This is a genomic window from Candidatus Acidiferrales bacterium (assembly GCA_035515795.1).
Lineage (GTDB): Bacteria > Bacteroidota > Ignavibacteria > Kryptoniales > JAKASW01 > JAKASW01.
On record DATJAY010000002.1, the window covers coordinates 102011 to 117618 of the forward strand.

Annotated in this window: 15 protein-coding genes; 13 read left to right on the forward strand and 2 right to left on the reverse strand. The window is 48.6% G+C overall.

Annotated features, from left to right (window positions below; translation table 11 throughout):
• Positions 1-173: 173 nt before the first annotated feature.
• The 7 genes from VLX91_00680 (at position 174) to VLX91_00710 (ending at position 5793) form a co-directional block, all read left to right on the forward strand.
• Positions 174-959, forward strand: coding sequence for a hypothetical protein (locus tag VLX91_00680; protein HUI28699.1), 786 nt, complete (start codon positions 174-176; stop codon positions 957-959).
• Entirely contained in the window at positions 956-2059 is a 1104-nt protein-coding gene (locus tag VLX91_00685; protein ID HUI28700.1) for a YncE family protein, read from the forward strand. The genes VLX91_00680 and VLX91_00685 overlap by 4 nt, the downstream gene beginning before the upstream one ends.
• A 55-nt stretch (positions 2060-2114) precedes the next feature.
• A complete protein-coding gene (locus VLX91_00690; GenBank protein ID HUI28701.1) occupies positions 2115-2576 on the forward strand; it encodes a hypothetical protein in 462 nt (153 codons plus the stop codon).
• A 159-nt stretch (positions 2577-2735) separates the two neighbouring features.
• Positions 2736-3602, forward strand: a complete 867-nt coding sequence (locus tag VLX91_00695) for a hypothetical protein (protein HUI28702.1) — start codon at positions 2736-2738, stop codon at positions 3600-3602.
• Positions 3603-3605: 3 nt separating this feature from the next.
• Positions 3606-4529, forward strand: coding sequence for an NAD(P)-dependent oxidoreductase (locus VLX91_00700; protein HUI28703.1), 924 nt, complete (start codon positions 3606-3608; stop codon positions 4527-4529).
• A 150-nt stretch (positions 4530-4679) separates the two neighbouring features.
• A complete protein-coding gene (locus VLX91_00705; protein ID HUI28704.1) occupies positions 4680-4838 on the forward strand; it encodes a hypothetical protein in 159 nt (52 codons plus the stop codon).
• 163 nt (positions 4839-5001) lie between these two features.
• Entirely contained in the window at positions 5002-5793 is a 792-nt protein-coding gene (locus VLX91_00710; GenBank protein HUI28705.1) for a hypothetical protein, read from the forward strand.
• A gap of 155 nt (positions 5794-5948) precedes the next feature.
• Here the strand turns inward: VLX91_00710 and VLX91_00715 are convergent, their stop codons facing one another.
• The gene (locus VLX91_00715) at positions 5949-7109 is read right to left on the reverse strand and encodes a lysylphosphatidylglycerol synthase transmembrane domain-containing protein (protein HUI28706.1); all 1161 of its coding nucleotides are present in this window, start codon (positions 7107-7109) and stop codon (positions 5949-5951) included.
• Between the two features lie 673 nt (positions 7110-7782).
• On the opposite strand from VLX91_00715, the gene VLX91_00720 reads away from it, so the two are divergent.
• The 6 genes from VLX91_00720 to VLX91_00745 all read left to right on the forward strand — a co-directional run bounded on the left by VLX91_00720 (position 7783) and on the right by VLX91_00745 (position 14758).
• Positions 7783-8124, forward strand: a complete 342-nt coding sequence (locus VLX91_00720) for a hypothetical protein (GenBank protein HUI28707.1) — start codon at positions 7783-7785, stop codon at positions 8122-8124.
• A 325-nt stretch (positions 8125-8449) separates the two neighbouring features.
• Positions 8450-9031 (forward strand): hypothetical protein, encoded by a 582-nt coding sequence (locus tag VLX91_00725; GenBank protein ID HUI28708.1) that lies wholly within the window; start codon positions 8450-8452, stop codon positions 9029-9031.
• 415 nt (positions 9032-9446) lie between these two features.
• Positions 9447-10775 carry an HD domain-containing protein gene (locus tag VLX91_00730; GenBank protein ID HUI28709.1) on the forward strand — a complete coding sequence of 443 codons (1329 nt, stop codon included), beginning with the start codon at positions 9447-9449 and terminating at the stop codon, positions 10773-10775.
• Positions 10762-11949 carry a DNA methyltransferase gene (locus tag VLX91_00735; GenBank protein ID HUI28710.1) on the forward strand — a complete coding sequence of 396 codons (1188 nt, stop codon included), beginning with the start codon at positions 10762-10764 and terminating at the stop codon, positions 11947-11949. Before VLX91_00730 ends, VLX91_00735 begins: the two co-directional genes overlap by 14 nt.
• A 27-nt stretch (positions 11950-11976) precedes the next feature.
• Positions 11977-12747 (forward strand): methyltransferase domain-containing protein, encoded by a 771-nt coding sequence (locus VLX91_00740; protein HUI28711.1) that lies wholly within the window; start codon positions 11977-11979, stop codon positions 12745-12747.
• Between the two features lie 244 nt (positions 12748-12991).
• The gene (locus VLX91_00745) at positions 12992-14758 is read left to right on the forward strand and encodes a hypothetical protein (protein ID HUI28712.1); all 1767 of its coding nucleotides are present in this window, start codon (positions 12992-12994) and stop codon (positions 14756-14758) included.
• Positions 14759-15380: 622 nt separating this feature from the next.
• Here VLX91_00745 and VLX91_00750 read toward each other — a convergent pair.
• Complete coding sequence (locus VLX91_00750) at positions 15381-15539, reverse strand: hypothetical protein (protein HUI28713.1); 159 nt, start codon at positions 15537-15539, stop codon at positions 15381-15383.
• Positions 15540-15608: the final 69 nt, after the last annotated feature.

Below are 15608 nucleotides of genomic sequence, written 5' to 3' on the forward strand. Positions count from 1 at the left end.
TCCGCCTCTCATTCTTGCATTATTGAATCAACTTGCGGATATTGAAGAAGCCATCATGGAGGGCGGTTTGATTTATTAATCGGTTCACAAGAGCAAAATGTTTGTGTGCCGGCCAGAAAAACGAAAAACATTTATGACAGGGAGCTTCACCAGAACTCAACAAGGAGTCTAACATGAGAAAGTTTTGCCGCATATTCTTTACATCTCTCACATTTCTTGCCTTGACGGCATTCTTGTCCGGGAAAGAAGCCACTGATTGGTCGAAGATCAAGAAACTGCGCGGGAGATTCGTCATTACCCTCAACAATTACACTTCCGACGAGAAGGCGAAGGCCCTTATAGAATCCTCGATGAGCGGGTTCCTCGTCCAGGGTGAGTTCAAAGCCGAGCGGGTTCCCTCGAGCGGCACCCTCCTCTACAAAGGAAAAGCCAGCGGCTTCATGTGTATGACACATAAGGCGACCGTCCTCGGGGACACTATGGTAACAAGCGAACAGGTCTGCGGAGGACCATTTAATGACGGCGAGGCAACTGTCGAGATCATGACAGACGACAACCAATATCAGGTTGAGTTCGAGGGAAGCGTGGGCGGGAAAACCGTCATCAGCTATCCTCTGTACAAAGCGGCGGCAGACTTGTTCTCGCAAGCTTACGACTTCAATACGAAGTACCACCCCGATTGGACCGACGACATAAGGATCGACAAAGGCTTAAGGGATGAATTCACAGAAGCCTCGAAAGGCGTGGACTCAACCGAAGAGGTTACGTTCAGTGCGGCTTCCGTACCGAAGATGGTGACGAAGCCGGGCCAGAAGTTTCCCGACATGAAGTTCTTCGATCTCCCGGAAACCGGTCAGAAGATCGAGGGATCGGGCGAGCTCCAGCTCATGGTCTCGACAACCATCATGCCGACAGTGACACCGGCTGCCTGCAGATGGATCGTGGAGGCGGAAGAATGAAAGAGTTCATACTTCATCATTTTTGCGATAATGTATTCGCTGCCGCACTCATCGCGCTTCTCTTCACCGTGGATACACTTGGGCCCCGCGCGCTCTACGCACAGAAGGTAATGGCCACGATTCCGACCGGCGCCCTTCCTACCGATGTCGTCGTAAATCCTGTTACCGACAAGATCTACGTATCGAATACGTACGACAGCACCGTCACGGTGATAGACGGGGCGAGGAACAGCACGGCCACCATACATGCCTGTTTTGCTCCTCAGATGCTCGTTGTCAATCCTGCAATGAACAGGATTTACGCGGCGGGATCGGAATCTGTCACAGTAATTGACGGAGCTACAGATGACACGATCGACATACCTGTTCCGGCCGATCCGATTGCAATGGCGCTCAACCCGGTCCCCAATAGGCTTTACATCGTGTGCCGGAATTTCGGTCAGCTTGTAGTGATCGACGGTAAGACCAACGCCGTGTCATTCCTGCCTGTCGGAGGATCGCCGGTGACGATTGCGGCCAACATGCGTACGAACATGATATATATCGGAGGGATTTCGGTAGACAGCAGCCTGATCGTGCTCGATTGCGCGACAGGCCGGATGCATGTCATCCTGGATACGATCATAGTATATGGCATCACGGTCGATCCTGCTGCAAATAAAATCTATGTCTCTTGCGCGGGACGGCGCACTAATTCGCCCGAAGTATTGGTTGTCGATTGTTCTACCGGCACGTTTCACGACATAAATTATGCGGCAGTGGATAACCCCTCGATTGCGCTCAACCCCGCGACCGGCAAGGTCTACGTCGCTGACCGCGGAAGCAGCGACATCAAGGTGATCGACGGCGCGACTTACGAAACTACGACATTGACCGGCGGAGCAGGCCAGGGAGCGATGGCGGTCGATGAAGCTCTGAACAGGATTTATATAGCTAACTCGAATGACAACACCGTTACAGTTCTCGATGGCAGAACGAATGGGATTACCACCCTGCGTGTCGGGACAAAACCGGTCGCAATCGCCGTCAATTCAGTCACACATAAAGTTTACGTGGTGAACCAATACGATAACACCGTGACGGTGATCGACGGGAGATAATGCGGATTGTGTAGTGCTCCGCACAAGATTCATCTCCCAAGTGGATTTCGGGGCCATGCTGCATGTGAGTGCAGCGGTGATTGATGCGGTCTGGAGAACGGCGCAGGTCGTTCGGACGAAGATGCAGGTAGTTGGGACTGAGATGCAATTAGTTCGGAAGAAGATGCAGGTCGTTCGGACGAAGATGCAGGTAGTTGGGACAGAGATGCAGGTCGTTCGGACGAAGATGCAGGTAGTTGGGACAGAGATGCAAGTGGTTCGGAAGAAGATGCAGGTCGTTCGGACGAAGATGCAAGTCGTTGGGAGAGAGATGCAATTGGTTCGGACAGAGATGCAATTCGTTGGGAAGAAGATGCAAGTGGTTGGGAAAGAGATGCAGGTCGTTGGGACGAAGATGCAGGTGGTCGGGACGGAGATGCAAGTGGTTCGGAAGGCGGTGCAGGTCTCCGGGGGAATCAGATCCGATCTCGTCGGTGCCATCAGTGTTTGCTTTAATCTTCTGTCCTTATCAAATTAGACAGTCATTTGAGGCGGGCTTTTAGACACTCATCAGATTACAAGACAAAAGCGTTTGCATAATAAATAGAATAAAACCTGACCCAATCCAATTGTCTTTATAGAAGTATCAAATGATAGAAGAATATTCCAACAACTTTTAGAAAAGAAAGGAAATATCATGCAACGATTCATGCGATTTTTACTGCCTACTCTCTCGACTTTATTGGTCTATTTCCTTTTTCTTCCGTGGCTGGCTCTACAGCTTGATTACAAGCTCTCATTTGTATGGCGGCTCCCATTTTGGACGGAGACAGTTGCCGCTGTCCTGGTTCTTGCAAGTGTTGCGGTCATTTTCAGGTATTTCTGGATGTGTGCGTACCATAATGATATGTCATCCTCAGTCAAGATGAATTGCCTGCATATAGTCGAGTCGGCGGGCACCTGGCTGGGCGGGGTCGGGCTTGCATGCCTTCTGCGTTCGCCATCTCTACTAGGCATAGACGGATTAATAGGAGTTATCTGCATCTTGTACTCATCACGTTCGGAAGATCCGATGCTGCTGTCTCGATTTGCCAGAACCGTGTTGTCGCAAATCAACCGGATTCCGCGATGGATAATGCTGGTGTTAGTTCTCGCCGGAACGGCGGCGGGTTTACCATCGCTCAGTGTAGACCGGCAATCGCCGCCAGCCGCGACGGAGCCTGCGATACTGGTACAGGTTCGGTGCAAACCCGGAACATCCTATCTCTGGAAGGCGGATTTCGATAAGCATATTAGGCCCGCTATCGAGGAGGTTATCGCCAAGGGAAATACGTTTACCGGTCTTCAAGTCATCCAGTCAACGCTTCCATGGCAGCCTTTCGATTTCATGCTGATCTACACTGGCAAGAGTTTTTCCTCGCTCGATAAACCCGGCGTGCCTCCTCATTTTGCGGCGCTCTTCCAGCGCGAGGGGACTGTGCGCGCTCTGGCGGTGCTCAAGGAGATGAATTCTTACGAAGAACAGTCCACAGTCACCATCGTTTACTTGAGCAAGGTGAGGTGAGCCATGCATGTTCTCGTGACTGGAGCCGGCGGCTTCATCGGACGCTCGGTAGTAAGAAAAGCGCGGTTGCACGGGTGGAAAGTGACCGGAGTCGCGAGACGTCCGGGTGCCGAGACAAATTTAGTTGCGGATTTACGCGATCCCATTCGCAATTGGGAAGTCCCCGATGCTGTCATCCATCTTGCTGGCGGTTTTGCAGGCTGCACAATGAAAGAGCTGGTGGATACCGATCTTGTTATTGCCAATAACCTGATTGAATGGGGAAAGAAAGAAGGAGTGCGGAGGTGGGTTTTCGCAAGTGCGGCAGAAGTTTACGGCGACATCGACGGCGAAGCTGACGAAGATTATCCGTGCCGTCCCGTGATTCCTTACGGAGAAATAAAACTCCGTGTTGAAGAGTTGTTCCATGATGCTGGATTTCCTGAAGTAATGGTTTGCCGTGTCGGCGAAGTGTACGGCTCCGACGGCCGCATTCTTCACGAACTGGGCGGCAAGTTGCGAATGGGGTTTTGTCCGTGGGGAGGCGACGGAAAAGTAAGAATCAGCTTCATACATGTCGAGGACGTCGCCGAGGCGCTTCTTCTTGCATGCGAAAAGGCGAAGCCGGGTTTCACCATTTACAATGCAGGCGACAACGAGCCCGCAACGTGGCGGCAGTTCCTCGAGGAGATTGCGTCCCAGCTGCATGTCCGCGGTCCGTACTATCTTCCCAGACTTGCCGCTTATCTTTATGCGTGGTCGGCGGCGTGGACAGACAGATTGAGCCGCAGACCGCCTAACATTACGCCGCAGACTCTTCGGTTGCTTGTCACGCCGAAGGTCTTATCGAGCAAGCGTCTGCACGATGAGCTGGGTTTCGTCCCGAAGTATGCGAACATCTATACCGGACTCAACGAAGCGCTTCACGTTATGGTGGAGTCGAAATAAAGATCCGAAAAAGTATGACGCCTGCTCGTCATTCCAACCAATCCCGCCATGCGGGATGACGGGGAATCTTTTTGAGACTTTTTAAAGGGTGGTAGAGAGGTAATCCGCACAAGATTCATCTTCGAAGTGGATTTTGGGACCAGGCTGCATGTGGCTGTAGCAGTGATCCATGCGGTCTGGAGAACGGCGCAGGTCGTTCGTACGAAGATGCAAGTAGTCGGGCAGGCTGTGCAGGTTTCCGGGGGAATCAGATCCGATCTCGTCGGTGCCATCAGTGTTTGCTTTAATCTTCTGTTCTTATCAAATTAGACAGTCATTTGAGGCGGGCTTTGAAACACTCATCGGTTTACAAAATGGAAACGTTTGTATGCCAGATAAAGAAGTAAAAACGCGATTTGATCTATTACCGATACGCAAAGGTCATAACCTGCAGCGCGTTTCGTGTCACATCCAATAACACAAGGAGGAACTTATGCGCAAGAACCGTTTTCTGTTTTTTGCTTTCATGACAGTCGCATCCATTGCCTTCGCAGCTTTCATGCCCGGAGGCGCCGACTGGTCGAAGGTCAGGAAGCTCCACGGGAAATTCGTAATTGCTATCGTCAACTACGCTTACGACCAGAAAGAAAGATCGTCCACGGCGCTTCTGATGAACGGCTTCGTTGCTCAAGGTGAGTTCACTGCCGAGCGCGTAGACTCTTCGGCGGAACGGATCCTCTATGTGGGAAAAGCAAGCGGCTTCCTGAGCATGACGCATAAGTCGAGCGCTTCCGACACCGATGTTGCGAAGAGCGAGCAGGTCTGCGCCGGAGACTTCAACACAGGGGATGTGAGAATCGAGATCATGCCGGGCGCCAACCAGTACCAGGTAACCTTCAACGGAAGTCTCCCGGCAGGGAAGACTCTTGTCAGCTACCCATTGTTTAAAGAAATGGAACGAATGTTCTCGAAAGCGTACGATCTCAACAGGGCAAAGAACGCAGACTGGGCAGCTGAGGGTCAGACCTACGATGGGATCAGAAACGAATGCACCGGAGCCTTGAAGGACGTGCAGACCACCGAAGAGGTGAGATTCAGTGCTACAACAATTTCGCAGGCTTCCGTGACACCGGACCAGGCGTCTGTCGTCGCGAAGACTTTTTCCCTTCCGGAGAATGGAACGAAGATCGATGGAGCAGGTGAAATTCGGCTCACGGTTTCGACGTCGCTGATGCCTGCGGTGGCCCAGGCCGCAAGCCGGTGGATGATTGAAGCGGAGGAATAATCGAGAGTTTGAATGAACGAATACCGGCCCTATGGGCTCACGATAATCCAACTCTCGCCGGGGTTCTTTCTCTTGTGTTAAGACAGGAGAAAAAGCGCTATGAGCAATTTATGTTGCGATCGAATGTCAGTGATTTGGAATCTCGTGGGATTTGTTCACTTTCTTTTGCTCACCCGGTGGAGGGAACCCGCATCTCCAGCCTTGCTTCTTCCGTAAATCATTATTGCCAGATATCCTAAGACTATCCAGATGACCTCGCGGGACCGCTTGATGGTGATAAATGCCAATGCGACCGAGGGAGCGTCGGCGACACCGAAACTGGCGATCAGTGAAACATAAGCGGCTTCTGTAGCACCGAAAGCCGACGGGATGAAGAAGAACGCTATCCGGAGAAGACATGCAGTCCCTTCCATGAGGAATCCCTGACCCACCGTGATGCTCTGACCGAGGATTCTCAGGATCACGTACGATTCGCATCCCAGCAGTGTCCATCCGACGACGAACGATGCGAGGGAGCCGAAGAGCGCTCGCCGGTTCTGACGTGAGAAGTGAAGGATCGTCGCGTCGATTCTGTTCACGCTCGACTCGATTCGGGAAAGAAAACGCCTCCATCGATTCCACGTGATTCGTTTCAGGAGCGATGCAAGCTGGGTAAGACGCGCGCCGCTGTAGATGTATATAACCGCAGCGAAGACGAGGGCGAGGAGGGCGACTGCCGGCATCATTGTTCTTCCTGAAAGCGCGGCGGCGGATCCATGCGCCGGCCCGGCAAAAATAATCAATGCCATGATGACCGTGAGGAACAATCCCTGTGCTGCCGCCATATTTATTTTTCCCATCAGGCAGGCGGCGAAGCTTTCTTCGATCGGTACATTGCAGGCGCGGCGCAGCCAGATGGGACGGAGCGTTTCAGCTGGCACGACGCCGGCAGGCAGGGAATTGATCAGCGTGTCGCACCCGATGCGCACGGGGAGAACCTTGAACAAACGTCTGAACGGACCGGTGCCGGGAATGCAGAGTGCGAGACCGAGAGACTCGGCCAATAATTCAAGGAGCGGCGGAATGAGGACGAGCATTACGGCGAATCCAACCCTGTCAAGAAGTGCGAGCACTGAGTCCACCTTCACGTTGACGAACTGGCGCCAGAGGATGAACACGATTATCGAAGCCGCAAGGACCTTCAGGACGATGCCTGCTGTCCGGCGTGCGGAGAAAGAGAGGGGCGGGCCGGGGCGATGAAGACCGTCCTCAATGCCGGGATTGCTCTTCGCTTGACTCCCATACTCTTCGTCTTCTTTCGCGCCTATGATTTTCATGCAGCTTCCTGTCTCGTATTGTTAGCTCAAGTTAATAAATGCGCCGGACAATAATGCGGGTGAGTTTGCTTTGATCTCCCTCTCGCATCAAATCAGTCGTTCGATGCGGGTTTTGAAACACTGAATGGTTTACGAAAAGAAAGTGGGCTGTTTGTATGCCAGATAGAGAAGTAAAAGCAATTCGCGATTTTAACATATCCCAACTGGAGTAAAATGGCTGGAGAAAAAATGGCGTCAAGTCGCCCTGCGGGATGCCGCAAGGCGGCATTTGGTACTTTCTGGAGCCTGTCCCAATGAATATCGGGATATTAAGATAAAGGAAAGAACGTTTTGTGGAATCAGTCATTAGCGAATTGGAGTATTGTAGTGTTTGTTCACTTTCTTTTGCTCACCCAAAAGTCCCGCCTTGCGGGATCCCGTACCTTGGAATACAAATGTTGAACGGGAACTGTGAACGGAAAGAAAAGGGTGCCCGCGAAAACGGTACGCCGTCGGCGGATCGTCACGTCCCCCCAGTCAAAGCGGGCGATTTCAATATACGGTGGATTGTATATGACAGCTGAGACTCCCGAAATCGCCCATTCAGGCGTATTGAAAGTTCAGTGGAAAGGGGACGTGACTCCGTTTTCGCACGGGCTGTATGAGATGCGAAGACCAAAAGAGGACCTGCGCTATGCCAAGTACAGAAGTAAAGACAATTCGCGACCCCACATATTCTCAGTACGAAAAGATCATTGCACGCCGCGCCTTCGATTCCCGATCCGAGGAAGTCGTCAGGCGCGCAAGCGGCTTTCAACCGGGAATCGGACGGCTTCTGACCGAGGCGATACCGAGGCATAATCGAGGCGATATCGAGGGACAACCGAGAATGACACGGCTTGCAATCGAGAAACAGGCGGCTTCCGACCGAGAATCATACGGCTTTCACACGGCTTTTGACCGAGAAACAGACGGCTTTCATACGGCTTCCAACCGGGAAATGACCGGCTTTGGGCCGGGAATCAACCGTGGTTAGAGAGAGCTTCAGACAGAAGGTTGTATTTATTTTTTTCTCATGAAATTGAATCCGTTGTTCAAAATGTCGGGAATGGTGGCAAAGATCTGAAAAATGATGGAGTACTCTTTGGATATTGATATGGCTCTTAGGAGAAATGGACATGGTTGATCCAAGGCATCAATTAGAAATCGACACCTCCGACCTCAACGGCGACGGCGAGTTTTCGGTGCTGGATAGTGATTTGTTTTAATCGTTCCTTCCTGGCAAATTAAACGAGCTTTAGTAATTGAAGGCGGGCCACTAAAAGATATACCGGTTTACGAAAAGAAAGTGGGATTTTTGTATGCCAGATAAAGAAGTAAAAACAATTCGCGATTTGATCTATTACCAGTACGCCAAGATCATAACCTGCCGTGCCTTCAATGTTCCGGACGGGCAGCAGGCGAAGAAACTGCATTACGGTTTCATCAAGAAGACGTTCCATGACTTGAAGTCGGGCGGGAAATCATGGTCGCACATCGAGCGCGAGGACTGGCAGCTCGTCGAAGCCGAGAAGAAGTGCGCCTATTGCGGCTCGACGGAGAACCTGACCCGCGAGCACATCGTACCGAAGTCGCTGCATATTAAACCCGACTGTCCCACATGCGACCATATCCAGTCGATCCACAATGAGGTCTGGGCGTGCGGCTCGTGCAACTCATCGAAGGGGACAATGGGACTTTACGAGTTCTACCACGACAAAATACTTCCCGACGAGCCGAAGTATTTCGATTACATTCCCGAGCTCGTGGAGAAGAAGTATCTCAAGACTATAATGAAGTGCCATGAATGTGCTGGTACCCTCGACGCCGCCAACCCGAATGGTGATCGAGAACTTTCGGTGCTGGATATTGATGCGGCGCTGCGAAGGAATGGCAATGAATAATAGAATGGATCACCATCGGCATCCCGCAAGGCGGGACGCCTCACGAAAGCCCGCAACCCCGAAGGGGTTTTGCCGAGAGTGGAGCCGTCCATTTCAATGGATGGCCCAGGACGATCATGAAATGCCACGAGTGCGCTGGTACCCTCGACGCCGCCAACCCGAATGGCAACGGTGAACTTTCGGTGCTGGATATTGATGCGGCGCTGAAAAAAGTCGGATGAAGACGAAACAAGGCAATATATCGCCCCTAAGGTTGGAATAATCAGTCTTTCTTGTGAAATTAAATTACCTTGGATGGTCAAGGTATTCATGACAATCAATAATATTAAATGGTGCATGATGGAGGATAAATCTTTGATGGAGAGCAATTTGTGAACTTAGTATGGAGTCATGATGGAACACTTTGAAACATTACATGTTTGGGTCGGTGATGTTATTTAGGGACGATCTCCATGGTGTAATCGACTTTAGGGGTACTCCATACCAGGACCTACTCTATGAACTGCTTGGATGCCCAGAGGTGCAGAGATTGAGGCATATGCGGCTTATGAACTTTGATGCGCCGCATATCCAGGATCTGGCATCGGCGAGGAGATTTCCTCATTCGATTGGGGTTTCTTTTCTTGCATATAAGCTTGCGGAAAGGTCAAGTCTCACCATAGGAGAAAGGAAAACTCTGATTACAGCTGGCCTTTTGCACGACGTGGGAATTCTTCCATTCGGCCATTTACTAGAGACGATCATTAAGAAAAAGAATCCCACATTCTCACATGAGAAATTGGTGGAATCCATTCTCTTCGGCAATTATCATCCCACTAATAAATATCATCAGATCCTTGTTTCATCTTCTCTTCAACTGGCTGGAACTCTAAGGCGACATGGTATAAAGAGCGATGAGGTCTTTCGTCTGATTTGCCCACCTGGTGGTTCTCGTTCTGCAGTGTCGGCAGACATTGACATTGATAATATCGACAATGTCCATCGAATGGCTTATCTGCTTGGTTATGAAGGAGTTCACGAGAACTTAGAGCTGATCCTTAAAAATATTGTTGTTGATTCGCAGATGAAGTTGCGCTTTTCCTCAGATGCGATTCCGGCGATTAGAAAATGGCTTGTTATGAGAGAACAAATCTATACGATGATAATCACTCATCCGGAGTGTGTCTCATATAATGCATTTTTGAAGTTCTTGCTCATAAATGCAGTAGAGTCAAACGTGATTGATGAGAAGACTTGGTTTCTGACCGATTCTCAGTTTGAGCAAAATCTCCTGGACAATAGTTCGACGCGAAGCCAGGCCACTTGGCTACTATCGCGGCCCCAGTACGAGTTAATTGATTATGTATGGTTCGTTTCAACAGAGAAACCCCCAGTCTCCTTTCCCTTGATCGAAGAAGGAGTTAGCCAATCCGATATTATGGAGTTCAGGTTGAAGGCACAGTATTTCTTTTGGCCTGAATCAAAGTTAGTTGCTCGAGAAACGCATTTCCAAAACATGCAGGGTGCGCAGTTAACCGTGGGAACGGACTCTTCCAGTATTTTAGTGTCAGCAATTGCGACAAGGGATTATGGACGAGATATGCTTGGAATTCCTGAAAAGGAAAAGAATGCATGGCGGGTGAAAGTAATTGAGCTGGTCAAGACAATCGCTCCTGGATGGAGGTTTTGGACAAAATTCCCCGAGGACTACGACGAACGACCTTTATTGAATTATTTCGAAAGAAGGCAAATTGAGTTATTCTAAGAAAGATCTTGAGGGTGTTGACTGGGATTTTCCTAACATCCGAAATGAAGGCATGCAATCATTTCATTGGTACCCGGCCACATTTGTCTCTGCGGTACCGGGTTCTCTTATCCCATTGCTGACGAAGGAGAATGCCGTTGTATTGGATCCCTTTTGTGGGACGTCGGTTACGGGACTGGAAGCGATTAGGTTGAACCGAAGTTTTATCGGGGTTGATTCAAATCCCATTGCGATTCTTATTTCACAGGCTAAGCTTCTTTTTCCCGACCTGTCGCGTTTACATGAGACTCTTTCCTTTCGATCACGAAGTGGACTTTTTGCCAAAGATGAAAAGTTGATTACAAATCATCACCCGAAAGAGACCGAATTGAAAAGATGGTATCACAAAGATACCTATAAAGAACTCCTTTTGATCTTACATAGGGTGAAGTGTATTCGTGAGACTTCAATCAGAATCCCGGCGCAGGCGATATTTTCCAGCATTCTCAAAACGGTTTCTTCACAGTGGCGTCATTGGGGCTGGGTGTGCGATAATGTTGCACCGAAACATGACGAAATAATCTACAAGGATGCGTTTAATGCTTTCCACAGAGCATTGGAGAAATATTCAAGTTTTGTCGATGAGGTACTTGATGATATGCAAGGGAGAGGAATTATGTTGTCCAGGAGGGAGATCAGACGCAGACACCGAGTGTCATGTGCAGACAGCAATTTTTTTGTAAGTGCCCTTCCAAAAAGTTCGGTCGATCTCATTATGACGTCACCACCTTATTACGGCGTTGCAGACTATGTTAAATCACAGCGGCTTTCTTTCTTGTGGTTCGAAAAGGATTTGATTCCTGTAGAGGGATATTCCTTTGATGATTTTGAAGAACTCAGGAAACGAGAGATGGGGCAGCGGTCTTCTAGGAACAGCGCGAAAGCATTTCAGCAGTACGTTGATTACATGCATGATTGTTTCAGACTTTGGCATTCAGTTTTGAAACGGACAGGACTGCTGGCTATTGTGCTCGGCGATTCAAGTTCCAGACAAGATACGAGTGATCTACTTGAACAATATGCCACTGAAGCTGGATTCAGGTTGCAGTATAACACAACGAGACGAATTACGACTGCTCGCAGGCGCCTAATTGCCCAAGTAAAAACCGAATATCTGAAAATATATTCGAAGTAAATGAAGAAATGGAGATAGGGACCGATAATGAAAAAGGCAGATGACGACCCACCTTTATGTGAGTTGAAGAAGGCAACAAATGGAATCATGTATATTGATCCCGCTGGTCCAGAAAGGCCCGAGACGATTCGATGCGAAGGCAAGACCTACTCCAGATTTATGGATTTCATTTACATATCGAAGTCAGCAGAGGAATTGTCCGAAGATGAAGTCCTGGCAGTCAATAAACTGCGTGAACAATTCATTCAGAAGATGCCCCACTGGGAGATAAACATCTCGGTGAGAGCCAAGTTTTTGCGGGTGATAGATAGTCTTGTTATAAATTCGGTTCTAGAAATCGGTCCTGATAGTAACCCTCTTTTCCCAGATTCCGGTCACAAGTTCAAAGAGTATTTCACAGCAGATCTTGATTTAGAATCTGTCGATTTATTGAGTAGTAAGGGGATTAAGTCTTTTCACTTTAATCTTAATGCTCCCCTACCATTACCTGATTCAAGCATCGATCTTGTTGTTGCACTCTTTGTATTTCAGTTCCCGATAAGCATTCAGCAGATTAAGGAAATCAGAAGAGTCGTAAAGCCTGATGGAGCTGTAATGGCAAATGTCTATCGCCGAGATCAACGGAGCAGAGATGAATTGCGTGCCCAATTTCTGGAAGTCGGGCTTCACTGTAAAGTAATACCAGATGGTAGTCACTTATGTCGTGACCATGAATACTGGTGCCTATCCGTCAATGAAGATTCCAATCTTCTGAGAGTTGTTATCGAAGGTATGACGAATAATGATCGCGAAAAATGACGCTGCGCTAGCTTTGATTTTTGAGCTCCTAAAGTCTGCCGACCCTGCGATGGTTAAGCGCGGAATACAGCGACTTTGTGATATCATGGAATCTGGATATATCCCTCAAGGTCAAACTCGGTCCAGGATTTTGAGAATGATGTCTAGACATGGAACTTGGACTGACGTTCAAGTTAGACGGTGGTCGTACAAAGCGATAGGTCTTCTGAAGGAGCGGGGTTTCTTGCCTTTCCTCAGGGGGCAGATGACACGCGAAAATGACAAAGAGAATCTCACATGGCTAGTTTCGGCTATTTACCAAATTACTGATCGCCGGGAGGCAGAGACAGCGACAAAAGAAGCTAATTCCATTGTTGGCAAAGCGGTCATGCTTGCCCCGGGATATTTCTTGCCAGCCATGCGACCTCAGACTAAGAATGAGCTAAGCAAGCTACTCAGCGAGAATGACCCTCTTGTTTTGAAATGGATCAGCTTACTTTATGGTGCCTCTGGAGGAAATCTTAACCTCGGTCCAAGGTTTGAGAAGGAAGTAATTTCTGAACTCAACCGGCATAACGATAAAAATGTTGCAGAGTATTCTGTCTGGGCATTGAATAAAGGAGAAGGGACAAATTTCGGGGACCTCCAAATTCCTCCTCAGGATTGGCATAAACAACCTCCTAATGTTCGTCGTTGGTTGTATCGGTTGATCACAAAGGACAGGGATAGCATTGATTCCAATTGGGATTTCATCGAATCCTTGCCGAAAACCGAATCATCCGCCGAGGCGCTTGAAGGACTTGCAATTGGCCTAGCCAAATATTCCCCAGACACTCTGTTGAAGAGATTTCTTATTAATTGGTACAATACGAACCCACCAAGGATTGTGAAATTGCAGTTGCTCTGGCATTTTGCACAGTTTGCATTTCAGGAAAATGAATACAGAGAGATTTTAGCGCTAGAAACCGAAGAGCCTTCTGATATGTTTGTCTCTGGGGTGGCACGTTCCATAAACCAAACCCTAGAGAAAACTAGAGCCAGCGGAAGTGTAATTATGCTAAGTGAGCCCTCATCAGTTCAAGTTGTTGATAAGTCCTTGATCCCACGAGGCGATTCAGAGAGTTTGGGGGCTGCGCATTCTTCAGGTCAAGATTATTTTGACGACGGTTCCATGAAAATAGCTAAAGAGCCAAGTGTTTCAAGGAAAGATGCCAAACCTTACATAATTCTCTCACTGTCATGCGGACTTCTGGCGATCGGACTAGTCTCCGTTATGCTGAGGAACATGGACAAATTGGAACAATCTGGAACACTAGGAGGGTTTTACTATTTTGTATTGATTTCTTTCGGTCTGCTTGTAGCAGGGCTCTTATTCGGGGTTCTTCGTTCGTACGCGCGTTATTCCGGTCAGCAGTTCAATGGAAAGCTCGAGCTTGGCGGCCCGATTGTTGGCTTTACGCTTGTTCTTGTCGGAGGCTATATATTTAGTAATGTTTATCATGAATCGTTTTCAGTAACTGTCTTTGTCCATGGCAATGCAGGAATACATGATCTGGTACTGCGGGACTCAGGGACAATACTAATGAGACTTGGATCAGAGACCAGAGAAGAGCACATCAATGGAAAGGGAGATGTAGATTTCAAACAAATCCCGGGGACCTTCCTCAACCAAGAAGTACATATGTGGGTGAACGATGAAAGATTTCAGGCAGTCGATCCTGAAAAGATGTACAAACTCGATGGAAACCCATTAAATGTCGAGGTAAAGCGCAAGCCCATCCACTTCCAAGGTTTTGTTCGGGACCAATCAGGAAAGAGAATTCGGAAGGCTGTGATTCTTTGCGGTCAGGCGCGTTTGGGTGCCGTGGATAGTTTAGGTTTTTTTGATGTTACTGTTTCTGTGGCGGAGAATGAGAACGAAGTTCGAGTGACTATAGTGGCAACTGGTTTTTACCTTTGGCAGAAAAATTTATCCACAAATGCCCTCAATGAGGTAATTATGTTGCGACGCATAAATAGAAGGCCGAGATAATTCGACAATTGGGTCGAGATTTTATAGACATGAATGGATTGTCCTCGTGGTACTGTTGATTTTGACGCTCTCTTTTCATGCCGAGTCCTTTCAAAAAGATTGTTGGTTAACCGTGATATTTCCTTTTCTAATGCGAATAATTAGTATAGTCAAATTTGTTTTTTGACTTTCCAAAGCCGTCCCGCCCATCTTAGGCTTCGCCGGAATTTAGCTCGTCCTTTTGTTGACAGGTTGGCGTGAATTATCTTTCGTGGATGAAAACCAAGAGCCTAATATGAAAGCTGCCGTGTTACATGCATTGGGACAGCCGCCGCGGTTTGAGGAGTTTCCAGATCCAACGACGCCCTCCCGTCTCTCCATGAAAAATTCCCTCTCGTCAGCGAATCAATCGACTTAATGAAAGTCTATTTCTTAACCCTTTCCCCCACGAAAATCTGTGTATCATCGGGGGCAGGATGTCCTTTCCATTTCTCTAAATAGTCCTTCAAACTCAAAAGAACAACCTCTATGAAAAATATCCGGCATTGCGTTTTCCTTTCTCGAATAAATTAGTCTCGTGACTCGTTTTGTTATCCTACCACAGTTGCAAAGGGACTCGTGAGCGGGAAGAACCCTGTCTCCTTCATTGACCCGACATTGCGAGGAGTAAAACGACGAAGTGCCGCTTGACGGCATCTCCCGTTCTGACATTATGGCCATTCAAATGACGCGGGATCCCGTACGCGCTTTGCGCCATCCCGGCATACAGATAAACTGGTCGGGACTTCGCGGTGACCGACATACAGATTTCTGGACGGGGCAATGCCACTGTTGTACCACAAACAAAAGGATTGCTTCTGGCGCTTAAGGT